19 protein-coding genes and 2 tRNA genes are annotated in these 19,898 nt (G+C 44.7%); 5 read left to right on the forward strand and 16 right to left on the reverse strand.

The window, feature by feature from the left end; genetic code table 11:
• Positions 1 to 69 precede the first annotated feature (69 nt).
• From hemB to tatA, 7 genes are read right to left on the reverse strand one after another with little or no spacing between them, the layout of a single operon-like run.
• On the reverse strand, positions 70 to 1,080 hold the full coding sequence (gene hemB, locus MHN00_RS03640; RefSeq protein ID WP_239300280.1) for a porphobilinogen synthase: 1,011 nt from the start codon (positions 1,078 to 1,080) through the stop codon (positions 70 to 72).
• Positions 1,077 to 2,975, reverse strand: a complete 1,899-nt coding sequence (locus MHN00_RS03645) for a diguanylate cyclase (RefSeq protein ID WP_239300282.1) — start codon at positions 2,973 to 2,975, stop codon at positions 1,077 to 1,079. The genes hemB and MHN00_RS03645 overlap by 4 nt, the downstream gene beginning before the upstream one ends.
• A gap of 12 nt (positions 2,976 to 2,987) precedes the next feature.
• The gene (locus tag MHN00_RS03650) at positions 2,988 to 3,764 is read right to left on the reverse strand and encodes a TatD family hydrolase (RefSeq protein ID WP_039225048.1); all 777 of its coding nucleotides are present in this window, start codon (positions 3,762 to 3,764) and stop codon (positions 2,988 to 2,990) included.
• Entirely contained in the window at positions 3,765 to 4,307 is a 543-nt protein-coding gene (locus MHN00_RS03655) for a hypothetical protein (RefSeq protein WP_014948089.1), read from the reverse strand. It lies immediately after the preceding gene.
• A gap of 25 nt (positions 4,308 to 4,332) precedes the next feature.
• Positions 4,333 to 5,088, reverse strand: coding sequence for a twin-arginine translocase subunit TatC (tatC, locus tag MHN00_RS03660; protein WP_014948088.1), 756 nt, complete (start codon positions 5,086 to 5,088; stop codon positions 4,333 to 4,335).
• On the reverse strand, positions 5,089 to 5,388 hold the full coding sequence (gene tatB, locus MHN00_RS03665; RefSeq protein ID WP_239300284.1) for a Sec-independent protein translocase protein TatB: 300 nt from the start codon (positions 5,386 to 5,388) through the stop codon (positions 5,089 to 5,091).
• The gene (gene tatA, locus MHN00_RS03670; RefSeq protein WP_230633705.1) at positions 5,388 to 5,633 is read right to left on the reverse strand and encodes a Sec-independent protein translocase subunit TatA; all 246 of its coding nucleotides are present in this window, start codon (positions 5,631 to 5,633) and stop codon (positions 5,388 to 5,390) included. Before tatA ends, tatB begins: the two co-directional genes overlap by 1 nt.
• Before the next feature lie 177 nt (positions 5,634 to 5,810).
• Here tatA and MHN00_RS03675 point away from each other — a divergent pair, with 177 nt between their 5' ends.
• The gene (locus MHN00_RS03675; RefSeq protein WP_239300286.1) at positions 5,811 to 6,872 is read left to right on the forward strand and encodes a hypothetical protein; all 1,062 of its coding nucleotides are present in this window, start codon (positions 5,811 to 5,813) and stop codon (positions 6,870 to 6,872) included.
• A gap of 80 nt (positions 6,873 to 6,952) precedes the next feature.
• On the opposite strand, the gene ilvN is transcribed toward MHN00_RS03675, so the two are convergent.
• The 8 genes from ilvN to orn form a co-directional block, all read right to left on the reverse strand.
• The gene (gene ilvN, locus MHN00_RS03680; protein ID WP_014975513.1) at positions 6,953 to 7,450 is read right to left on the reverse strand and encodes an acetolactate synthase small subunit; all 498 of its coding nucleotides are present in this window, start codon (positions 7,448 to 7,450) and stop codon (positions 6,953 to 6,955) included.
• Positions 7,450 to 9,168, reverse strand: coding sequence for an acetolactate synthase 3 large subunit (locus MHN00_RS03685; RefSeq protein WP_014975512.1), 1,719 nt, complete (start codon positions 9,166 to 9,168; stop codon positions 7,450 to 7,452). The genes ilvN and MHN00_RS03685 overlap by 1 nt, the downstream gene beginning before the upstream one ends.
• A gap of 273 nt (positions 9,169 to 9,441) precedes the next feature.
• Positions 9,442 to 9,819, reverse strand: coding sequence for a DUF413 domain-containing protein (locus tag MHN00_RS03690; protein ID WP_039225146.1), 378 nt, complete (start codon positions 9,817 to 9,819; stop codon positions 9,442 to 9,444).
• Between the two features lie 233 nt (positions 9,820 to 10,052).
• Positions 10,053 to 10,514, reverse strand: a complete 462-nt coding sequence (locus MHN00_RS03695; RefSeq protein ID WP_101563384.1) for a hotdog fold domain-containing protein — start codon at positions 10,512 to 10,514, stop codon at positions 10,053 to 10,055.
• A gap of 182 nt (positions 10,515 to 10,696) precedes the next feature.
• A complete protein-coding gene (locus MHN00_RS03700; protein WP_239300288.1) occupies positions 10,697 to 13,783 on the reverse strand; it encodes a TonB-dependent receptor in 3,087 nt (1,028 codons plus the stop codon).
• Between the two features lie 682 nt (positions 13,784 to 14,465).
• Positions 14,466 to 14,541 (reverse strand) — tRNA-Gly (locus MHN00_RS03705).
• Positions 14,542 to 14,592: 51 nt separating this feature from the next.
• Positions 14,593 to 14,668 (reverse strand) — tRNA-Gly (locus MHN00_RS03710).
• Between the two features lie 101 nt (positions 14,669 to 14,769).
• Entirely contained in the window at positions 14,770 to 15,315 is a 546-nt protein-coding gene (orn, locus tag MHN00_RS03715) for an oligoribonuclease (RefSeq protein ID WP_014975510.1), read from the reverse strand.
• 86 nt (positions 15,316 to 15,401) lie between these two features.
• On the opposite strand from orn, the gene rsgA reads away from it, so the two are divergent.
• The 4 genes from rsgA (at position 15,402) to MHN00_RS03735 (ending at position 19,228) form a co-directional block, all read left to right on the forward strand.
• The gene (rsgA, locus tag MHN00_RS03720) at positions 15,402 to 16,445 is read left to right on the forward strand and encodes a small ribosomal subunit biogenesis GTPase RsgA (protein ID WP_014975509.1); all 1,044 of its coding nucleotides are present in this window, start codon (positions 15,402 to 15,404) and stop codon (positions 16,443 to 16,445) included.
• Positions 16,446 to 16,676: 231 nt separating this feature from the next.
• The gene (gene asd, locus MHN00_RS03725) at positions 16,677 to 17,624 is read left to right on the forward strand and encodes an archaetidylserine decarboxylase (RefSeq protein WP_239300290.1); all 948 of its coding nucleotides are present in this window, start codon (positions 16,677 to 16,679) and stop codon (positions 17,622 to 17,624) included.
• Between the two features lie 3 nt (positions 17,625 to 17,627).
• Positions 17,628 to 18,503, forward strand: coding sequence for a DMT family transporter (locus MHN00_RS03730; RefSeq protein ID WP_239300292.1), 876 nt, complete (start codon positions 17,628 to 17,630; stop codon positions 18,501 to 18,503).
• A 32-nt stretch (positions 18,504 to 18,535) separates the two neighbouring features.
• Positions 18,536 to 19,228 (forward strand): glycerophosphodiester phosphodiesterase, encoded by a 693-nt coding sequence (locus tag MHN00_RS03735; RefSeq protein ID WP_343213208.1) that lies wholly within the window; start codon positions 18,536 to 18,538, stop codon positions 19,226 to 19,228.
• Between the two features lie 122 nt (positions 19,229 to 19,350).
• On the opposite strand, the gene MHN00_RS03740 is transcribed toward MHN00_RS03735, so the two are convergent.
• Positions 19,351 to 19,779 carry a MerC domain-containing protein gene (locus tag MHN00_RS03740; RefSeq protein ID WP_014948073.1) on the reverse strand — a complete coding sequence of 143 codons (429 nt, stop codon included), beginning with the start codon at positions 19,777 to 19,779 and terminating at the stop codon, positions 19,351 to 19,353.
• Between the last annotated feature and the right edge of the window lie 119 nt (positions 19,780 to 19,898).

The raw sequence follows: 19,898 nt of genomic DNA on the forward strand, positions 1-19,898 counted from the left end.
GGAAAAAAACATGAAAAAAAAGCCGTGCATTGCACGGCTTTTTTGTTGTCGAACCTTTGGTTGTTGGTATTACTTGTCGTTTTGCTTCGCTAAAAGCGCAGCAGCTTGCGGAGCGAAATAAGTCAGAATCCCGTCTGCGCCAGCGCGCTTAAACGCTAATAACGATTCTAGGATTACCGCGTCTTCATTTAGCCAACCATTAGCAAAAGCAGCTTGATGCATAGCGTACTCGCCACTTACTTGATAGGCGAATGTCGGTACTTTAAATTCGTCTTTACAACGACGCACAACATCTAAATACGGCATACCTGGCTTCACCATTACCATGTCAGCGCCCTCTTCTACATCAAGCGCAATTTCGTGGAGTGCTTCATCGGTGTTGGCAGGATCCATTTGATAGGTTTTCTTGTTGCCGCCCTTTATATTTGCAGCGGAGCCGACGGCATCACGAAATGGACCGTAGTACGCAGACGCGTATTTAGCAGAATAAGCCATAATACACGTATTGATGTGACCTGCTTCTTCAAGTGCTTTTCGGATACTGCCAATGCGCCCATCCATCATGTCAGAAGGCGCAACAATATCAGCGCCAGCTTCAGCATGCGATAACGCTTGCTTAATGAGCACCTCGACTGTTTCGTCGTTCATCACATAACCAGTTTCGTCTAAGAGGCCATCTTGACCATGAGACGTAAATGGATCTAATGCGATATCAGACATCAGCATTACTTCAGGAAACGCCTTTTTAAGCGCTCTCATAGCTTGCTGAGCAAGCCCTTCAGGATTGAACGCTTCGCTTGCACACTCGGTTTTAAGAGACATAGGTGTCACAGGGAAAAGCGCAATCGTTCTAATGCCCAGCTCTACCCATTTCGCCGTTTCTTGCACTAGCAAATCGATAGAAAGTCTTTCCACACCAGGCATAGAAGGTACGGCTTCTCGTGCGTTCTCACCGGGTAGTACAAAAACAGGGTAAATGAGATCGTCAGTGGTTAAACGGTGCTCTGCCACAAGCCCTCTTAAAGCATCTTTGGCGCGTAGTCTGCGCATTCTTCTTTGAGGGAAAGGTGAAGATGTCATAGTTTTTCCTGTAAATGTTTATGTATTACTGTATTGCGGCCCGCAGCCTTGGCTTCGTAAAGGCATTCGTCAGCGAACTTGAAAAGATTTTGCGCGTGCTCTTCATCAATAATAATGGTTGTAGAAACGCCCGCGCTTGCAGTTAGCTTAATGGTTTCCCCTTCGTAATCAAGTGGGGTCGACTCAAGGCTATCTCGCATATTTTCGGCAACGTGAAAAGCGCCTTCAAGATCGGTATTAGGCAATATAATGGCAAACTCTTCACCACCTATGCGACACAAGTCATCTGTAGGGCGATGGATGTGCTTCTGAAAGACATTGGTGACGTGAATTAAGCACGCGTCACCACCATCATGTCCGTGTTGATCATTAATTTGCTTAAAATGATCCACGTCAACAATGATGAGAGATAATGGTGTTTGCTCACGTCTACTGCGTCGCCCTTCAGAACGCAGACGCTTATCGAAATGTCGACGGTTGTGCGCTCCCGTGAGCGGATCTATTGCATTTAACCTTTCCAATTCTTGGTTAACTTCAGACAATTCGCGTAACGTAATTTCTAGCTCTAACGTGCGTTCTTGTACTTTATACTCCAGGTCATCTTGATAACGCTTTTGTACTTCAAGTAAGTTCTCTTTGGCGGTATTTGCCTGTTTTTCCTGCTCTAGCGCGAACTGCTGCGCCTCAATGAGATCATCGCGACTGTGGCTATAATTAATCGCTAAGATAAGTGCCAAGATGAGCGTTTCAACCGCGCCACCAATGATCAGCAGGTTATTTGACGAAATAGGCAACTGAATAATATTAACGTTATCAAGGCTCGCACTTAGCCCACTAATTAATAGAAAACCCCAAGCAATGGTAAAATAACGTGCTACGACCACCCCTTTGAGCGTTAGCCAAATACCTAACCCAAGAGTAAAAATAACGATGAGGCTAAGCAGTAACAGGAACGCCTTTATCATGAACGAGTAAGGCAAGATAAGGCCGAGGATTATACTTAACCCGCACACCCAACTGATTGCCTGTGTGATTTTATCTAGCTTTACGCTGTGGGCTCTAATAGGTAGTAGGCTTCGCGTAAACATCGCCGCAAACATAATAGTCGCGTTAGCAAACACAAGAATTGCTTTACCTTGAAACCATGTGCTTCCCGGCCACATATAGGAGAAGCCGTAGCCGTGTAACGTCGCCAATATAAGCGCCAAACTCATTACATAGCCAGAGTAATAAAGGAACGACACGTTACTTGTCGTTACCGTTAAAAATGCGTTACTCACGCCCATTGCTACCAAGATGCCAAAAAATATCCCCAATGCCAGGTTACGGCTTGATGTATAGGCAATAAACTCTGTTTCTTCCCATATACGAATAGGAAGGCGTACGCTGCCAGAGGTTTGTACTCGAATAATCACCCGCTGCGACTGAGCGCTTACTGGTAGGGGGAATAGTGGCTTCACATGAGAAACAGGCCGGTTGTCAAAGTGCAGGCCATCGCCACCTGAATAAGTAGCAATAGGCGTGCTGCCTATTTGGCTGTAAATCGCAACGTATAAACTATCTAAAAGGGGATAGTCGATGTGCAATAGAAATCGACTTTCATTGCTTTGTGTTGGCGCAATGACCATTGAAAACCAATGTACGTTTGTGTTCATACCCAAGTTAATGGGTGAAGATATTGGTGTCCAGTCGGTAAGCGGCGTTTGAGTAATGGTAGTAAAATCGAGCGCATTGCCATTATCTACATTGAGATAAGTAAGCTGCGAGAAACGTGGTGTTGCACTGGTGTTAGGAGACAAACTAAACAACACAGACACAAATGCAACGACGGCCACTAGGGTGATAAGAATAAGACCCGCATCATACTTGCGCATCGCTTTCAGATTTGTCTGCATATAAACCTATGTTTAGCTGAGAGAAAACAACTCACAGCTATTAGCATAACTGCTAATACGTAATTTATCAGTCTCAACTTGCAGATATTCGCCTAATTGTTTAGCGATATGGGGTAGAAAAGCAGGTTCGTTATTACGTTTTCTCGGTCGAAGGGTTTTGGGAAACAGATAAGGCGCATCCGTTTCAAGAATAAGACGGTTTAAAGGTATAGACTTCACGGCTTCGCGTAGTGCTTCGCCTCGCTTCTCATCACATACCCAGCCAGTAATACCAATGTAAAGCCCCAGCGCAAGGTAGTGCTGAACCTGCTCTGCATTCCCAGTAAAACAGTGGGCAATACCACCTTTTATACGAGGCATATACTCGGTTAATAACGCGACTTGTTCGTCAAACGCATCCCTTTCATGTAAATACACGGGTAAGTCTAATGCAGCCGCAATGTCTAACTGGGCTTCGAACACTGCCAACTGAACGGGCTGTGGTGAGAAATTGCGATTAAAATCCAGACCACATTCACCAATTGCAACACACCCTTTCTGTTGTGCAAGTTCGCGTAACCGCTTGTAATCACTTGGCGTGACATCTTTTGCATTGTGAGGATGGACACCGATAGTGTAACAGCATTGGGTTGGATACTTATTATATAGCGCTACTGCGGCGTCCCATTCACTGGGGTGCGTGGTGATAATGCAGAGTTTTTCTACCCCTGCATCTTTTGCTCGTTGTATAACTTCATCGGCGTCAAATCGCTTATCAAGCAAGTTGACGCCAGCATCAAACCAAGGCATTTATTTTACGCGTTTCACTTTCATGCGCTTGTTAAGCCCTTCTACACTTAAGAAAAATGCACCCAATAAGCCCCTTTCTACGGCTACCGACTGACCTTCCTTAAGCTTCATGTAAGTTCCATCAGTTTGCTGCCATACAGAACCATCGCTGAAAGTTATAACATGCTTATCACGCACATTCTTCTTGATTGAAGCGATAGTGACCGCAATCTCAGAAGCTTCGTCAGACAAATCTCGCTTATGTTCAAGTCCAAAGTCATTCTTAGGTTCAGAGGCTTGAACTTGTCCCTGAGCGACAGGCGCTGGGCGAGGCTTCATCTGATTACCATTGTTGCTCTTGTAGGCCTGTAGTTGCTCAATCTGAGCGTCTGAACCTTCGTACTTGTTGAGTGATTTCGCGACGCTGTCATAGCACATAAGTCGCTTTAAACTATTGTCCGTGTTGCGACATTTCTCCAATGCATCAGCAACTGTCTCAGCTTGTACATTAAACGCCCCAAACGCGCACAGAATAGTGGCAAGAGATAGCAGTCGGGTTTTCATTTTTATTCCTTTCTTTTTTTAACATCTATGTGTTGTCTGTTGTTTCAGTAGATGTATCGTCTTTTGGTGTTTTACCCGCGTAAAATCCCCCAACAATAACCCCTACTTCAAACAGCAACCACATTGGAATAGCTAATAATGTTTGAGAGATAACATCTGGCGGTGTTAGCAACATGCCAACCACGAATGCACCAACAACCACGTACGGGCGCTTGGCTCGTAAAGACTTAGCATCCGTTACCCCAGTCCAGCACATTAAGATAATGGCTATCGGTATCTCGAATGAGACCCCAAATGCAAAGAACAGTTTCAAGACGAAGTTCAAATAACTGGATATATCTGTACTTACCGTTACACCTTCAGGTGCTACGCTTGTAAAAAACGCGAACGCTATTGGAAATACCACAAAGTAGGCAAACGCCATTCCTGCGTAAAACAGCAGCGTACTGGAAAGTAGTAAAGGCGCTACCAGGCGCTTTTCATTTCTGTACAAACCCGGAGCCACAAACCCCCATACTTGATAGAGCACATAGGGAATAGCAATGAAAAACGATAACACCAGTGTAAGTTTAAACGGAGCAAAGAAAGGTGATGCAACGTCGGTTGCAATCATGCTCGCATTTTCAGGTAAGGCTTCAAGCAATGGCATCGCCAATAGCTTATAAAGGTCTTGCGCAAACGCCGCAAGACAAATGAAGACGATAAGTACGCTCAAAAGGGCTTTGAGAATACGGCTACGCAATTCAATTAAATGAGAAATAAGGTTATTAGCGTCAGACATCTATTGCTTTTTATAAGGTTCATGAACCGACTCTGCAGCTTTTTTTAGCTCATCGACGCTTTGTTCAAGTTCAGGTGAAAGATCTTTAAGCCCTTGCTGCTCTGCTTTTTTCAAATTTTCATGCAACTCGTGCACGCGCAACTGATGCTCAACTTCTTGCTTAAAGCCCGTTGCTACATTACGCACGCTACGAATTGTATTTATAGTTGAGCGCATGGCACCCGGTAATCTTTCTGGCCCTAAAATAAGCAACGCCAGTACACCGATAACCAATAGCTCCCAAAAGCCGATATCGAACATTAGGATTTTTCTTTAACGTCGCTCTGCGTCTTAGTTGAAACAGGCTCTGCTGCTGACTTTTCTTCAACTTGCTTCTTTTGTTCAAAGTCTGCGTCTTTGTCTTCTTCGGTGACAGCTTTTTTGAAGCCTTTGATTGCGCCGCCTAAATCAGTACCTATACCTTTAAGACGCTTCGTACCAAATAAAAGCACCACAATAACCAGTATGATCAGCAACTGCCAAACACTAATACCACCCATAAAAATAATCTCCCTTACATCAATTGGCACAGTATGCCATTGCCTGCTGATGCTTTCACCTGAATATTTACTTCAATGAATAAAGATTGACGTTTTGGTTGGGACAATCCATGCTCTGTATATCCCCAATGCGAATGGTCGAAACATTCAACTATGCTAATTTTTACAAGGAGTTAGTGAGCAATGCTATGCCTTACCGTGGTCTATTGCCATTTATTGCTCGCTTTACCTGTTACACCTGACTCAGCTGCTGACACGTTGAACTCCCCCGTAAATGCGACCAGTGTAGGTATAACCTATCGGGATATTGCTCGGCCAGAAAATACGCTTTCTAACCGCGCTAACTCGACAAAAGAAAGTACACACTCCTTGCCTCCTTCAATACCTAATGAGCAATGGTTTGATATTTGGCAGCGTAGCTTCACCGACACCATGGACTTCACCGTAAAACAGCTTGATGGTTTGTTTGAAAGTTCAGATGAAATAGGTGCTTCAGGACAGAAGGAAGCCAGAGCCGAAGGTCGTGTTCAACTTGCCTGGGAGCCAAGAAGTGGCATGCTCTCGGATACGGATTTGCGCTTCAGGGTAAGAGTTCGCCTACCGGCTTTAAAAGAACGCGTTGATTTACTATTAAGTGATAACGAAGACGAGACACAGAACAACACAATACGAGCCGCGAGGGATACCGGCAATAACAACCGCGATCGAACGACCATTGCGCTTCGCTTTCGTCCTGAGCAAGACTCTCACTACTCATTTAGAATTGGCGCTGGTCGCCGCGACCAACTATATGCGATGACCCGATACAGAGATGCTTTTGCCTTTTCTAAACAATGGGCCATGCTATACGACGCCGAACTTTACTATTACACCCGTGACCGTTTGGGTGCGGAGGTGGGCGTCGCTTTTCAATACGAAATCAATAAAAAGCACCTGGTTCGACAAAATAATCGCTACTACTACCGCGACGATACCAACGACTGGCTATGGCGTCACGAGGTCCACCATTTGTTTTCGGTAGATCAACATAACGCCGTTATTCCTCACTTTATGGTGGAAGGGCTTAGCCAACCCAACTTTCGCGTAGAAGAAGTCTATGGCGGGTTTAGGTGGCGTAACAACATGCTGCGCGATTGGCTATTCTTTGAGGTAGAGCCTTTCGTTTTATGGCTACGTGAAGAGGATTTTAAAACCTCATACGGCGTAGCCCTGCGCGTAGAAGCCTATTATGGGCGCGATACTTAGGGTAATTCCCTAGAATGAAAAAAGGCTGTCTACTGACAGCCTTTCGAAAAAACGCTTTGCGCGAAAACTCGGGAAAAAATTTAAGGACGAAGTGCCCTATCACCTCGAGCAAGCCCACACACGCCGGTGCGCGATGATTCGATAATTTCAGCACACTGCCCCATAGTCGTGGCAAATGCATCTAGCTTGTCTGTGGTGCCCGTAATTTCAATGGTGTAGTTGTTTACGTTCACATCCACAATACGCGCACGGAAGATATCAGAGTTCCGCTTCACTTCAGCACGTACCGACTCTGTGCGAGTCGCGACTTTAATCAGCATAAGTTCGCGTTCAATGTGCGTACCTTCAGTAAGGTCTACCACTTTTAGCACATCAATAAGCTTATTCACTTGCTTAGTAATTTGCTCTATGACTTTGTCGTCGCCGTGCGTGATAATCGTTAGACGCGAAAGGCTCGCGTCGTCGGTTGGTGCCACACACAGTGAATCGACGTTGTAACCGCGTTGTGAGAATACACCAACGATACGAGATAGTGCGCCAGGGGCGTTTTCCATTAATACAGAGATAATACGTTTCATCAGGTTCGCTCCGTCTTGCTTAAGCGCATGTCATCCATTGCGCCAAACTTAATTTGCATTGGATATACGTGTTCGTTTTGGTCTACTGCTATGTCCATAAACACTAAGCGATCTGTGTAACTGAAACATTTCTCCATTGCTGCGTCTAGCTCGTCAAGCTTGTCTACTTTAATGCCCACATGTCCGTAAGCTTCTGCCAATTTCACAAAGTCAGGCATTGAATCCATGTAAGAGTGTGAGTGACGTCCTTTGTAAATCATATCCTGCCACTGACGAACCATACCTAGGGCACGGTTATTCAATGAGATAATCTTGATAGGCAGGTTGTACTGCAAACAAGTAGATAGCTCTTGAATATTCATTTGAATACTGCCGTCACCCGTTACTACCACAGAGGTTGAACCTGGGTGCGCAAACTGCACACCCATTGCAGCCGGTAAACCAAAGCCCATGGTGCCAAGACCACCTGAGTTGATCCACTGACGCGGTTTATCATAAGGGTAATAAAGCGCAGCAAACATTTGGTGCTGACCTACGTCAGAACTTACGTAGGCTTTACCGTCTGTGTGTTTGTACAAGGCTTCGATAACGCGCTGAGGCTTAATTACCTCTTCGCCCTGTGCGTAGTTTAAGCACTGACGAGCGCGCCAGGTTTCAATTTGTTGCCACCAATCGGCCAGCTTTTCGCTTTGACCTGATAAGTCTTTCTTATTTACCTGACTTAAGATTTGATCAAGTACTTTATCTACCGAACCTACCACAGGAATATGCGCATTTACGGTTTTAGAAATCGATGCTGGGTCAATATCAACGTGAATAATATCCGCATGTGGGCAGAACTTATCAACGTTATTAGTAACACGGTCATCAAAACGTGCACCTAGTGCAATGATGCAGTCGGCATTATGCATAGTCTTGTTCGCTTCAAGCGTACCGTGCATACCTAGCATGCCGATAAATTGCTTGTGTGTACCCGGCATAGCACCAAGGCCCATTAGCGTACAAGTTACCGGTGCATTAAGCTTCTCGGCTAACTCAATAACCTTTGCAGACGCATCGCAAGCTACAGCTCCACCACCTACATACAGTACGGGACGTTCTGCTTTAAGTAGCGACTCAACTGCTTTTTTGACCTGTTTAGGATGGCCTTTTTCAGTTGGGTTGTAAGAACGCATGGTCACGTCAGTTGGGAACACGTATGGGTGTTCTTCTGCTACGTTCACAATATCTTTTGGCAAATCTACTACCACCGGGCCAGGACGACCTGTGTTGGCGATATAATAAGCTTTAGCAATCGCTTCTGGGATATCAACCGCGCGCTTTACCAAAAAGCTGTGCTTAACGATAGGGCGTGAGCACCCCACCATGTCAGTTTCTTGGAATGCGTCTTCACCAATATGCTTCGACGGCACCTGTCCCGATAAAATAACCATCGGAATAGAGTCCATATATGCAGTAGCAATACCTGTAATGGTATTCGTAGCGCCTGGACCTGATGTGACGAGCACTGTGCCGGTTTTGCCAGTTGAACGTGCATAACCATCCGCCATGTGGGCGGCTGCCTGTTCATGACGTACGAGGACGTGTTTGACATCATCTTGCGCAAATAACGCATCATAAATGTCTAATACGGCACCACCTGGGTAACCGAACACGTGTGTCACTCCTACATCTTTTAGCGCTTCAACCACCATGGCTGCGCCCGACATCATTTTCACAGTGCTTTCTCCTGTAATGGGTTGGGGGGTTTGTCAGCGTACGTTGACGATGCCCCGACTATATCTAAGGTAATAGGAAGATAAAACACCAAATTGCGTAAAAGTGAGATATATATCCCAATATTCGCAATAATTAGGATAAATATTTCGACTTAAGTGTAATTTTGACAGAAAATAGGATATTTATTTACACAGTTTTAACAGTGCAAACAATAATCATGATTGCTTTAAGAGAGGCGCCTTTACACGTTTAAGATGCATAAAGGCATAAGCTTAATCATCGAGGTCGATATCAAGATCACTGTTATCGCTCATATCGTCGTCATCGTCAACATCTTGTTCAGCAGCACGCTTAGAGCCATAAATACTTGCTGTTTTTGGACGGTTTATTCTGGCTTGGTATTTCAACCACGCTTTCTCTTGCGGTGTTGCAGGGTCTCGATGACCAAGAGCCGATTCCAAATAGGCTTGTTCTTCATCATTCTCTGGCGTAATTTTCCCGTCCACTAGTGCAGCGAACAAACTACCATGGGCCTGAAGAAGCTTGCTCTCATTAATTGAAAAATCTCCTGAACGGGCAAAGCCGTACGGGTAATTTTTCTTATCTATAAAGGGTTTTCTTGCGACTTGCTCTTTTGTGATTACAGACATCTTAACCTCTTCCACCGCTAATACCTGCGTTGTAAACACAGACAAAATTGCAACACCAATTGTTGAATGAAATAGACTACTGATATAGCGCCTTAATCGCTTTCAAGATTATTCTTAGTTGGATTTTTATTTTCTGTCAAACAGAAAAGTAGCTGTAGTAAAAACTTAATATAGAATGTTTTAAAAGAGCATAAAAAAGGCCGCAAGCGCGGCCTTTTATTATAAGCGTGATATCAGCGTTTTTCGCTTACCCAAACCGTAATGGTTCCTTCGACGACCACGGTGCCTTCGGCGTTATACGCCTTAACAGAAATAGGTAAATCACCTGGCTTCCATGCGTCAGCTGGCACTTCTGCTACACAACGAATATCTGAGTCTGCTTTCGCCGGATACTTTACTTCCATACCTTTTGGGATCCACCTAAGGTTTTTAGGTATGGATGCTTCACACATGAACCCCATGGCCATTTCCAGACCATTGCAAATAGCAATAACGTGAACCGTTCCAATGTGATTTTCTACCGCTTTACGTTTACTAATAAGCACTTCACAGTAGTTTGGTTTAATGTCTGAGATAAGTGGTGAAACGGTAGAAAAATAAGGTGCCCTGCGCGCTGAGTACCAGCTAAATAGCTTCTTGCCAAAGGGCAGCTTCATAAATTTGTTATATGTATTTAGTACGTAATTCTTTGACATAGTTGTTCACGCTGATAGTTGGGAGCTTTTTATCTTTCGAGTGATTATTAAACCTGCGCCACTGGTTAGACCAGATGAAGTTACATTAACATAATCCCAACGAAGTAGTGATGCAAATAAATTCCTATTTAGAGATATAAAAAAAGCAGCTAAAAAGCTGCTTTTTGATATCTGTGTAGACGTTACATTGTGTAATTTACGCCTAGGTAGAAGAAGCGTCCCCTAGGCCCTGCCGGTCTCGACAATGTGCCAAGGTAAGGATCTTCCTCAAACGCATTATTGATACCACCATATACTTCTAGGCTATCTTCAAAAGTGTATGAAACAGAAAAATCATGCACCAATGCAGAGCCAGTGTGAGTTTGACTGATAAAATCAGGATCACTCTCGATATCCTGGTTCTCTAGCCCTGGAAGTAGCTGGCTTCCTTCGTAGCGTCCTCTCCACCCAACAACGAGTTCACCAATTATATAGTCTGCACTCATGTTTACGATCCACTCTGGTCGCCCAAACGTTCCAAGAACATCAGTGACTTCGTCAGGTGCACTCACATCCCTTACTTCATCATTTTTGAGGAAGTTTGTTCCGTTGATAGTGAATTCAACTCTTCCGTCTGTGTCGACTAATTTAGCCAACTCAAAGCCATAATCTACGCGGAAATCAATACCAGATGTCTCTACCGCTGCAAGGTTGATAAACCCTGAACGAAAATCTGTGATAAATCCATTTGTAGCATCACGATCAATTGCGTCACAAAATTGGTTGTTGATTGTTGGCGCGTCTACGCAGTTAGATGCAATGTCAAAACCAGTAAGGCTATCAATCAGGCCATCAATTTCAATATTATAGTAGTCTAGTGTCACTACTAAACCTTCCAGCATACCGTCGAGCTCTGTATCTGGTCTCCACACTGTACCAATCGTGATGGTTTCTGCTTCTTCAGGATCAAGGTCTGGGTTACCGCCCGTTGAACCAGAAACAAACGCTGACAGGAAGTTAGTAGAATCATAAGTGCCATCAGCTACCGCGTCGCCAATCAGTGCAATACAGTTCGCCTCCCTGAACTCAGAGCCCGCACTAATTAAGTTTTGGTTACAAGGGTCATCTCCTGCACCAAGTGAAGCCGCAAATGTAGGTGCGAAGGCTTCATTAATGTTGGGAACCCGCACCGCTTCAGAGAAGGTCGTTCGAATACTAAATGTATCAACAGGTGACCATACTGTTCCTATCGTCCAAGCGTCATGCGTACCATATGGGTCGTAGTCTGAGCTTCTGTATGCAGTGCGCAGCTCTAATCGCTCAGCGAAATCGACACCTTCTAGTAAAGGTATAGTTGCTTCTACAAAGTATTCTGAAACATCGTACTCACCGTCAGAAGGATTGGTTGGGCCGTTGCGAGAGTCTAATGTTCCAAAGGTTAAGCCTGCTGCAGAATATGGATCTGGCGTATAGGTACTTGACTCTTTTCTCCATTCGTAACCAAGAGCAAACATAACAGGGCCTGCCGGAAGCTCGAATAAATCAGAAGAGTCGCCCGATACTACTGCTAAGAAATTCTCTTGCGTTATATCGTTCTGCTCAGTGCCAGGTTGGAATATAAAGTTAGCCGCTTCTGCGCTGATTGAATCCTTTCCAAACAAATTCACTGGTACACAAGAGCCATCACCAGGCTGGAAAGTTAAGAACCCAAAATTCGCATTCGCAGATGGAAACGGCGACGTAGGAGGAAGCGCAGAACTGTCTAGGTCAGAGCGACAAACAACATTGCCAGTTGCTGGATCTGTTACAGCGTCAATAGCAGCGAAGTATCTATCTTCTATGCGCAAGTTCGAAGTAATGTCGGCATCAGTTCGACCGTAGTTATAGAAAACCTCGTACTCTAGAGCGGTGTTAGGGATATAACCATCGAAGCCTGTAACAATACGATACGTTTTACGTTCTGCTTCTGGGTTTGAATTAGCGTTTATATCAAGAACATCGCGGGACATTACCAAGCTTGGTGATTCACCTTCTGCTTGTAATTCATTAATTTGAGATAGTAGAGCTGCAGGAATATACGGATTGTCTAGTGAGATTGGAATATCGTCATTGAAACCATTCACCTGATTAGTTTCTTTAGTCGAGCTAAATACGAATTTGGCATCTACAAAGAAATTTACGAATTCATTTAGTTCGTAATTTGACACTGCCTGTACTAATACTCTTTTAGACTCTGGAAGGATAAGTTCAGCGTCGGGACTACCCGGTACACCATCACCACCACTCGCATCGAAAGGTCCAGCATAAACATCGCCGGGATTGTAGGCACGTAAGGTGCCGTCTTCACCCACTACCTGACACGTTGGAAACATGGACGTTCCGATAGTGCCGCAACCTAACACGCCGCCGGATCCTGCGACATCTCCAAACGCACTGCCAGTTAATGAAATTACACCTCTGTCACTTGAAATTGGAAGTCTGTAATCTGGCACCCAAGTATTCTTGAAGCGTGAATCAATACCAAATGCACTCTGAGTAGCCTCTGTATTAGCTACTTGTGTATATAGACCAGAGCCTGCGAAGTCTCTATCTCTAGCATACACTGGGCTGGTTTCTTGGTATTCAACCGCGAATACTAAATCACCTTTATCTGTAGAAAAGCCGTTGGCCAATGATAAAAAGAATTCATTTGCGTCACCATCGTCAGTCACACCTGTTTGAGTGCGAAGCTCTAGCCCGTCGAACGAGGCTCCGTTTCTCATATTAAAGTTGACAACACCGGTTACCGCATCAGCGCCGTAAACAGCTGAGGCACCACCAGTGAGGACTTCCACGTTTCTAAGTAAAGCAGTAGAGATGGTATTTACATCAACAGAGCCCGTACCCTCAATACCTGAAACATGTCGTCGACCGTTTTCCATAACTAAGGTTCGCTCACTACCTAGATTGCGTAAGTCCAGTAAGCTTGCTCCTAGTGGGGTTCCATTAAATGCAGAAAAAGACCCCGGCAGTGACGCCTGTAGTTGAGGCGACTCACGCAACATGGCACCTAAATCTATTTGACCAGATGTTTTGATATCACCAGCATTAATGGCAAGAACAGGGCTCGCTGCTTCCAGGGAGGAGTCTTGAGCAACGCGAGAACCGGTTACAACTACTTTTTCGACATCCTTCTCTTCAACAGCGGCTTCTTCCTGAGCCTGAACCGCAGATGCACTAACAGTAAGTGCAGATGCTACTGCAATTGCTAGTGCAGAAATATTGTTTTGCTTTGATGAACCAAAAGCCATGTATGTTTCTCCAAGTATTACTTTTTCGTTCCAGAGTGCTCTTTACGGCACTTTTGAGGAGTCTAAAAGCGATGGTTATTTTTATATGTTTTCAATTTGCGTTTTACATAATGCATTTTGCAAATGGTGTGCCTATCAAAAAGCAAGTAAACAGTGAAACTACCGCTAAAAAACGGCGCATTATGCATATTTACCCACTAAAATCTATTTAATATTCAAAAAGACTTAACTAACGGCTTTCGAATGCACATTTAATGTGCAAAAGAGCTCGTAAAATGTAGATTTATTGAGAACTAGGTTGAAATCAAGGCGGCACCGCACTAGGAAGGTGCAAAGAGTCATGAATAAGGATTCACAACGGTGCGTAAAGACAGACAGAATCGGCGCTGAAGTAATAAGCGCACACAAATTTATACTTTCGTATAAATTTAAGAATACGCAGTTAATTAGGTCACCTTATGTATTTAATAAAGTAGGTCCTAAACCGTTATTCAGCGCTGACGACTTGCCGATTCTTGAGCAAGTATGCACGGTGCTTTTCAGTAAAATAAGAGGTTATGGTTTGTAGCAAAAACTAATTTGAGTGCTTTGTGAAGCGATGGCCGACACTCGGTCGCGGGCCCATCAAGGGGTCGCACTTAAAAACAAGATAAGTTTTTATTTTTGAGGTGTCTGAAAAATTTGGAGCGGGAAACGAGATTCGAACTCGCGACCCCGACCTTGGCAAGGTCGTGCTCTACCAACTGAGCTATTCCCGCATAGAGTCGATGCTGTGCATCTTATAGGTACTTACCTATGGCAAGTGAATTTGGAGCGGGAAACGAGATTCGAACTCGCGACCCCGACCTTGGCAAGGTCGTGCTCTACCAACTGAGCTATTCCCGCAACAAAAGAGGTACTTCGTTTGAAGTGGTGCGCATTTTACAAAAATTTTGGGGTAACGCAACCTTTAATTCTACTTTTTTTGCACCTCAATGCTTGAATGCCTAAATCGTAAACACTTTCTCACGATAATAGCGCATTTCTTCAATAGACTCGCGAATATCATCAAGCGCTAGGTGTACGCCTTTCTTTTCGAAACCGCCTAAAATTTCAGGCTTCCAGCGACGCGTTAGTTCTTTTATTGTACTTACATCAATATTTCTATAGTGGAAGTAAGCTTCAAGCTCGGGCATGTACTTAACCATGAAGCGTCTATCTTGCCCTATGGTGTTTCCACATAGCGGTGACTTGCCTGCATCTACCCATTGCTCTAAAAAGGCAATAGTTTGCGCTGATGCTTCTTCAACACTTATTTTACTTTCTCGGCAACGTGCAGTTAATCCACTTTCACCGTGAACTCGTGTACACCACTCGTCCATATTGTTTAACACGTCATCACTTTGATGTACCGCTATTACAGGGCCTTCCGCCAAAATATTCAGCTGTGCGTCGGTAACAATGGTCGCTATTTCCATTACTACACAGGTTTCAGGATCTAACCCTGTCATTTCCATGTCTATCCAAACAAGGTTACTGTCGTGTTTACTCATTACTTTCCTCTTTGCGCTACAGACATGGCAACCATGCCCTACAAACGGTATTATTGACATAGTATACGTGAAACTAGAAAAGAATCGTGGCGAAAAAACCAAAACTTACACAACGACAGAAACGACAAGTTGCAGCAAATAGAAGCAAGCGCTTGCGTGAAAAGCACGCGTCAAAGGGCGCGGCGAACCTTGATGAAAGCACGCTAGAAAGCGGTACTGTGATTGGTCGCTTTGGTAAACACGCCGACGTTGAAGACGCAAACGGCGCAGTATCTCGCTGCCACATTCGCCGCACAGTAGACTCAGTAGTGTGTGGTGACAAGGTGTTTTTCAGTAAAGGGGATGACGCTGAGTCAGGTGTAAGTGGGGTTATTGAAATTGTAAAAGACAGGCACTCCGTCCTGACTCGCCCAGATTATTACGACGGTATTAAGCCCATCGCCGCGAATATCGACCGTATTATTGTGGTTAGCGCCATATTACCTACCCTTTCACTGAATATTATCGACCGTTATCTCGTTGCCTGTGAAGACATAGGCATCACGCCGCTGATTGTCCTTAATAAAGTAGAATTGCTCAGTGAAGAGGAACGCACAACCGTTACAGAGCAGCTTAAGACGTACGAAAACTTAGGCTACGAAGTGCTTTTCACCAGTTGCAAAACCGGTGAAGGCATTAGCAAACTCAATGAATACCTTAACGATAACATCAGCGTTTTCGTAGGGCAGTCCGGCGTAGGTAAATCGAGCCTTATAAACCAAGTTCTGCCAGACGCCGATGAATTAACCGGCGATATTTCAGATAACTCGGGACTAGGTCAACATACAACGACGGCGGCCAAATTGCTTCACTTGCCAGCCGGCGGTGATTTAATTGATTCCCCAGGAGTACGTGAATTTGGCTTGTGGCACATTCCTACCGAACGTATTACATGGGGCTTTATTGAGTTCAGAGATTATTTGGGCGGCTGTAAATTCAGAGACTGTAAGCACTTAAATGACCCCGGCTGCCTACTAAGAGAAGCTGTAGAGGAAGGGAAAATTAGCGCGGAACGCTTCGATAGCTACCATCGGATTTTAACGACGATGGAAGAGCAGCGTCCTAGTCACTCTCAGCCACCTGGTGCCTAGCCTTTACGGTAGGGTTTTAACCTGTAGTAACAGCCGCAAAGTAGTACACGGTAACCGTATACTAAATCGCTACTGCTAATTCGGTGATGAGTCTTGTAGTGTGAACCCTATGCTTATGCTTTTGTGTAAGCACTCATAACCCTAAAGTTGCTCTTAATACCACGACTTACTATACAATAGCGCTATCTATGCAATGCGTTATTGCTTGCATAAAAGAAACGGAGATATTTTGTGTTAGATTGGCTTAAAGTTAATTTACAATACGTTACACCAAAGCATTTGCTTTCACGCCTTGTGGGCAAACTTGCTGAAGCTGAAATGGGTAGCGTTACCACCTTTTTCATCAAGGCATTTATTAAGCAATACAACGTTGATATGTCAGAAGCGTTGCACGAGGAACCAGAGCACTATAGAAGCTTTAATAAGTTCTTCACACGCCCACTCAAACCTGAAGCACGTACCATTGATGCAAACGATGACGTACTTATCCATGCTGTTGATGGAACAGTTAGCCAGTTTGGGGATATTCATAGCGACAGCATTTTTCAGGCAAAAGGCCATGACTTTAGCTTGACCACATTATTAGGCGGTAAGCCTGATGTGGCTGCGCCATTTAAAAATGGTAAGTTCGCTACCATTTACCTTGCCCCTCGCGACTATCACAGAATTCATATGCCTATTGAGGGCACGCTTACTGACATGTTGTATGTGCCGGGCGAACTGTTTTCAGTAAATCCGCTTACAGCACAAAATATTCCGGGGCTGTTTGCACGTAATGAACGCGTTGTGGCACTGTTCGACACGCCTGTAGGCAAAATGGCGATGGTGCTTGTGGGCGCTACCATAGTGGCAAGCATTGAGACCGTTTGGGCAGGCACAGTTACTCCACCTGCAGGTAAAAACGTTCAGCACTGGTCATATGAAAAAGACAGCGAAGCAGCTGTTTTCCTTGAAAAAGGTGCCGAGCTAGGCCGCTTTAAGCTAGGTTCGACCATTGTGGTGTGTTTCGAAAAAGACATGATTGATTTTGAAGACTTGGCCCCTGGCATGGTGACCCGTCTTGGCGAACCTATGGCGCTTAAATCAACTGCACAAGCTTCTGTTGAAGATGCACCAGTTGCGGATGAAACAACGGGCGATGAGAAGGGTGAAACAAAATCAGAGGGCGCTGACAGCTAATTTATGGATGCTGTTAAGAAAAGCCTAATCTCACTTCATTTCACGGTAATTTTACTTGGTGGTACAGCCCTTTTCTCTCGGCTTGTACCACTTAGTGCCAGTGATATCACCCTTGTTCGTTCGGTATTTGCCTGTATAGCGCTATTTGCCTTTTTGAAATTAGCGAAAAACAAAATCAAGCTGAACTCCAAAAAAGACTACGGCGTTGCCCTGGGCTTAGGCGTGCTGATGGCGCTGCATTGGGTCACCTACTTCGCCGCCATGCAGTATGCCGGGGTGTCTGTAGGTATGATTGCGCTTTTTACCTTTCCTGTGATCACGGTGCTTATCGAGCCCTTCTTCGAAAGAGTAAGATTAGTTTGGCAGGACATCGTATCTACCATTACAGTGGTCGTTGGTGTGTATTTAATAGTGCCTGAGACATCGCTGGAAAATGACATTACCCTTGGCGTTCTCATCGGTATCGCCTCCGCCATCCTCTATTCGTTTAGAAACCTTATTCACCGCAAGCACTTTAAGCACTACAGCGGTGCGCAGGCTATGGCGTGGCAAACATTAGTTATCAGCATTTTAATGCTGCCTGTAGGTAGTGCAGAAATAGAGTCTGCATCTTCTAGTTCTTGGCTAATGCTATTGCTTTTAGGCACCGTATTTACCGCGCTGCCTCATGCGCTAATTGCTGCAAGCCTACGTCATTTAAGGGCAAAAACATTTTCGCTTATTGCCTGTATGCAACCGCTTTACGGTGTTTTCCTTGCTATTATACTGCTTAATGAAAAGCCCGGTTTAAGTGCGTTGTTAGGTGGAATTCTTATTACCTCAGCGTCAGTTTATGAAACGCTCAACACGCATAAATTACACAACACAAAAGACGACTAACGCTTGCTGAGATAATTGAGGATGAAATGTCGATGCTAATTTTAGCCCACCGAGGTGCAAGTAAAGCAGCCCCAGAAAATACAATAAAAGCGTTCAGGCTGGCTTTCGAGCAAAACGCTGACGGCATTGAGTTTGATACCTATCAGCACGACAGCGGTATCATTGTATTTCACGATAGAACCCTGTCTCGCAGAGCACGGGAATCCGGCTATTTACTTGACGTACCGTGGCAATCCCTTACAGAAATGGACATTGGGGATGGAGAGCGCATACCGACCCTGACCGAAACACTGAATTGTGTTCCAAAAGACAAGTGGTGCAATATTGAGATAAAACACTTACGCGACGTAGACAGCTGGATTAAAGACGTTAAAGCGGCGGTACTGCAAAGCGGTATTAATGCTGACAAGCTACTTATCTCTTCATTTAACCATCACTGGCTTCAAGCTATTGCGCTAAAGTGGCCCGAAGTGAAGATCTGCGCCTTATCTGCAAGCTACGAACTCGACTGTACGGCAAGCGCCCGGGCTCTGAACGCTTATTCCGTAAACATTGCATTAGACGCCGTTGATAAGCAGTTTGTGCAAACGGCGCAGCAAGACGGATTTGACGTATTCGTTTATACCGTAGATGAGCCGAGAGACATGCTTATGCTTAAAGAGTGGGGAGTGACGGGCATATTCACTAACGTGCCCGATGTAGCGCTTAATGTGTTGTCGCATTAAACCCTACTTTTTCAGTGCGAAAAGTCTGTAGAGCGCGTATCTGATACAGACTCACACTATAAAAAAACGAGCCATAGGCTCGTTTTTTTTGGAATGCTTTTCTTGAAATGCAGCTTAGTTGACTACTTAAATTCAGTTGAAAGGTGGTCTGAAAACACCGTATTTTTGCAGCACTTACATTGTCTACACAATCGCATATTCACCCAGTGGCCGGCCACAATTAGCGCTGCACCTATCGCGATGGTGAAGGGTTCGTAGTGATGCCCAAAAATATCTTTGTGCCAATAGATAGCGCCACCCGTAAACAGCAGTGCCAGCGGGTAGTATTTGCCATGATAGCGAATTGCACCGCTAACCAAGGCGACCGCACCTACAATTAACGAAAAAGTTAATATCGTTCTTTCGAACCACACTTGTGCAAAAAAGCTAGAACCGATCAGCGGCAGCAGAGGCACCAAAACAGGTAGCGCGAGGCAATGCAACGCACACAAGCTCGACACCCAAATGCCAAGTTTGTCTAGTTTTGTTGGATTCTCGTCAATTGGAGTCATTACCCTAATTACCACCGTGAAAAAATGAGTTCGCGAACTATTCGCCAGAGACGTTATATTATAACAGACTCACAGAAATGAGAAACGTTCCCACATTAAATTTTGATCTTAACGAGATG

Origin of the sequence: Alteromonas sp. Cnat2-8, from assembly GCF_022348355.1 — a bacterium.
In the GTDB taxonomy this organism is placed as follows: Bacteria; Pseudomonadota; Gammaproteobacteria; order Enterobacterales; family Alteromonadaceae; genus Alteromonas; species Alteromonas macleodii.

Bases quoted from the DNA above. Each gene is read 5' to 3' on its own strand.
- ilvN (WP_014975513.1), bottom strand. From the start codon at position 7,450: ATGAAACGTATTATCTCTGTATTAATGGAAAACGCCCCTGGCGCACTA.
- MHN00_RS03740 (WP_014948073.1), bottom strand. From the start codon at position 19,779: ATGACTCCAATTGACGAGAATCCAACAAAACTAGACAAACTTGGCATT.
- tatC (WP_014948088.1), bottom strand. From the start codon at position 5,088: ATGTCTGACGCTAATAACCTTATTTCTCATTTAATTGAATTGCGTAGC.
- MHN00_RS03650 (WP_039225048.1), bottom strand. From the start codon at position 3,764: ATGCCTTGGTTTGATGCTGGCGTCAACTTGCTTGATAAGCGATTTGAC.
- hemB (WP_239300280.1), bottom strand. From the start codon at position 1,080: ATGACATCTTCACCTTTCCCTCAAAGAAGAATGCGCAGACTACGCGCC.
- MHN00_RS03700 (WP_239300288.1), bottom strand. From the start codon at position 13,783: ATGGCTTTTGGTTCATCAAAGCAAAACAATATTTCTGCACTAGCAATT.
- MHN00_RS03645 (WP_239300282.1), bottom strand. From the start codon at position 2,975: ATGCAGACAAATCTGAAAGCGATGCGCAAGTATGATGCGGGTCTTATT.
- tatB (WP_239300284.1), bottom strand. From the start codon at position 5,388: ATGTTCGATATCGGCTTTTGGGAGCTATTGGTTATCGGTGTACTGGCG.
- MHN00_RS03695 (WP_101563384.1), bottom strand. From the start codon at position 10,514: ATGTCAAAGAATTACGTACTAAATACATATAACAAATTTATGAAGCTG.
- MHN00_RS03730 (WP_239300292.1), top strand. From the start codon at position 17,628: ATGGATGCTGTTAAGAAAAGCCTAATCTCACTTCATTTCACGGTAATT.
- MHN00_RS03675 (WP_239300286.1), top strand. From the start codon at position 5,811: ATGCTATGCCTTACCGTGGTCTATTGCCATTTATTGCTCGCTTTACCT.
- orn (WP_014975510.1), bottom strand. From the start codon at position 15,315: ATGAGTAAACACGACAGTAACCTTGTTTGGATAGACATGGAAATGACA.
- MHN00_RS03655 (WP_014948089.1), bottom strand. From the start codon at position 4,307: ATGAAAACCCGACTGCTATCTCTTGCCACTATTCTGTGCGCGTTTGGG.
- MHN00_RS03735 (WP_343213208.1), top strand. From the start codon at position 18,536: ATGCTAATTTTAGCCCACCGAGGTGCAAGTAAAGCAGCCCCAGAAAAT.
- MHN00_RS03690 (WP_039225146.1), bottom strand. From the start codon at position 9,819: ATGTCTGTAATCACAAAAGAGCAAGTCGCAAGAAAACCCTTTATAGAT.